Origin of the sequence: Acidovorax sp. CF316 (genome assembly GCF_000276605.1) — a bacterium.
Taxonomy (GTDB): Bacteria; Pseudomonadota; Gammaproteobacteria; order Burkholderiales; family Burkholderiaceae_C; genus Acidovorax.
Genome location: NZ_AKJX01000081.1, coordinates 1 through 1350, shown reverse-complemented (window position 1 = coordinate 1350; position 1350 = coordinate 1). Strand labels below are relative to the sequence as shown.

At 69.1% G+C, this 1350-nt stretch carries 2 protein-coding genes; both read left to right on the top strand.

The genetic code is table 11. The annotated features are described in order from the left end of the window. Nucleotides 1–260: YeeE/YedE thiosulfate transporter family protein (locus PMI14_RS06770; protein WP_007851796.1), on the top strand; the 260-nt coding region annotated here is incomplete at its 5' end. A gap of 105 nt (nt 261–365) precedes the next feature. Next, nucleotides 366–1350: ROK family protein (locus PMI14_RS06765; protein ID WP_007851794.1), on the top strand; the 985-nt coding region annotated here is incomplete at its 3' end.

Genomic DNA, 1350 nt, shown 5'->3' with positions numbered 1-1350 from the left:
CCGGGGCCTTCATCGCCGCGCTGGCCAGCCGCCAGTTCGCCCCGCGCTGGCCGACCTGGCGCGATGCCGTGCGCGGGCTCTCGGGCGGCGTGCTGCTGGGCTGGGGCGCGATGACCGGGCTGGGCTGCACCATCGGCACACTGCTCTCGGGCGGCATGGCCGGTGCGCTGTCGGGCTGGGTGTTCGCGGCGGCCTTGTTCCTTGCCGTGTGGGCGGGGCTGCGGGCCAAGGCCCTGATCCAGGGCACTGCAAAGACCTGATGGGTTTGGGGGCATGTCAAGGCGTTGGCTGACGCCGGGGCGCCAGCGCCTGGGGCACCATGCAGGCACGGCCCGGGGTGCGGGCCGCCATTGCATGAGGACTGAATGGCATCCAAAGACAAAGACAAGGGCGCGAAGGCCAAGAAGGCTGCGCCCGACAAACCCAGCGCCGCGCAGGAGGAAAAGGACGCCAAGGCCCAGCGCGAGCTGGGCATCGTCGGTCCGCACGGCGACATGCGCCTGGCTTCGGTCGTGATCGAGGGCTACAGCCTGGAGCTGCGCGATGGCGACGGCTTCGTGGGCGACGTGGCCAGCCGCACGGCCTTCCGCCAGATGCTCGACGCCTGGCGCAAGCTGTTCACGGCCATGGACGGCAAGGACCCCATGGGGCGCAAATCCACGCGCGAACTGAGCAAGCACCAGCTCGATGCAATGCTCGAAAAAGACGGCATTGCCGCCCAGGCCATAGCGGCCGCCTCCGAGGACTATGCGCTGCAGCTGGCCCATGTGGTGCAGCGCTTTCTCAAGCACAAGACCTGGAAGGGCGTGGAGCGCATCATCATCGGCGGAGGCTTCCACCAGAGCGAAGTCGGTGGCATGTCCATCGCGCGCGCCGGCGAGATCCTCAAGGCCGAGAAGGTGCCCGTGGAGCTGCGCACCCTGCACCACCATGCGGACGAGGGCGGCCTGATCGGCTGGGTGCACCTGGCGCCGCCGGCCCTGCTGCAAAGCTACGACGCCATCCTGGCGGTGGACATCGGCGGCACCAACGTGCGCTGCGGCATCGTGCAGACGCACCTGCACAAGGCCCCCGACATGTCGCTGGCCGAGGTGCTGCGCCGCGAGAAGTGGGCCCATGCTGACGATGAGCCCAAGCGCGACGAGCTGGTCGAGGGCATCGCCACCATCCTCGAAGACCTGATCGCCTACGCGGAGAAAAAGGAGATCCGCCTGGCCCCGTATATCGGCGTGGCCTGCCCGGGCCTGATCGTCGAAGACGGCTCGCTGGCCGGCGGCACGCAGAACCTGCCGGGCAACTGGGAGAGCACGCGCTTTCACCTTCCGCGCGACCTGTGCGAGCGGCTGGCGC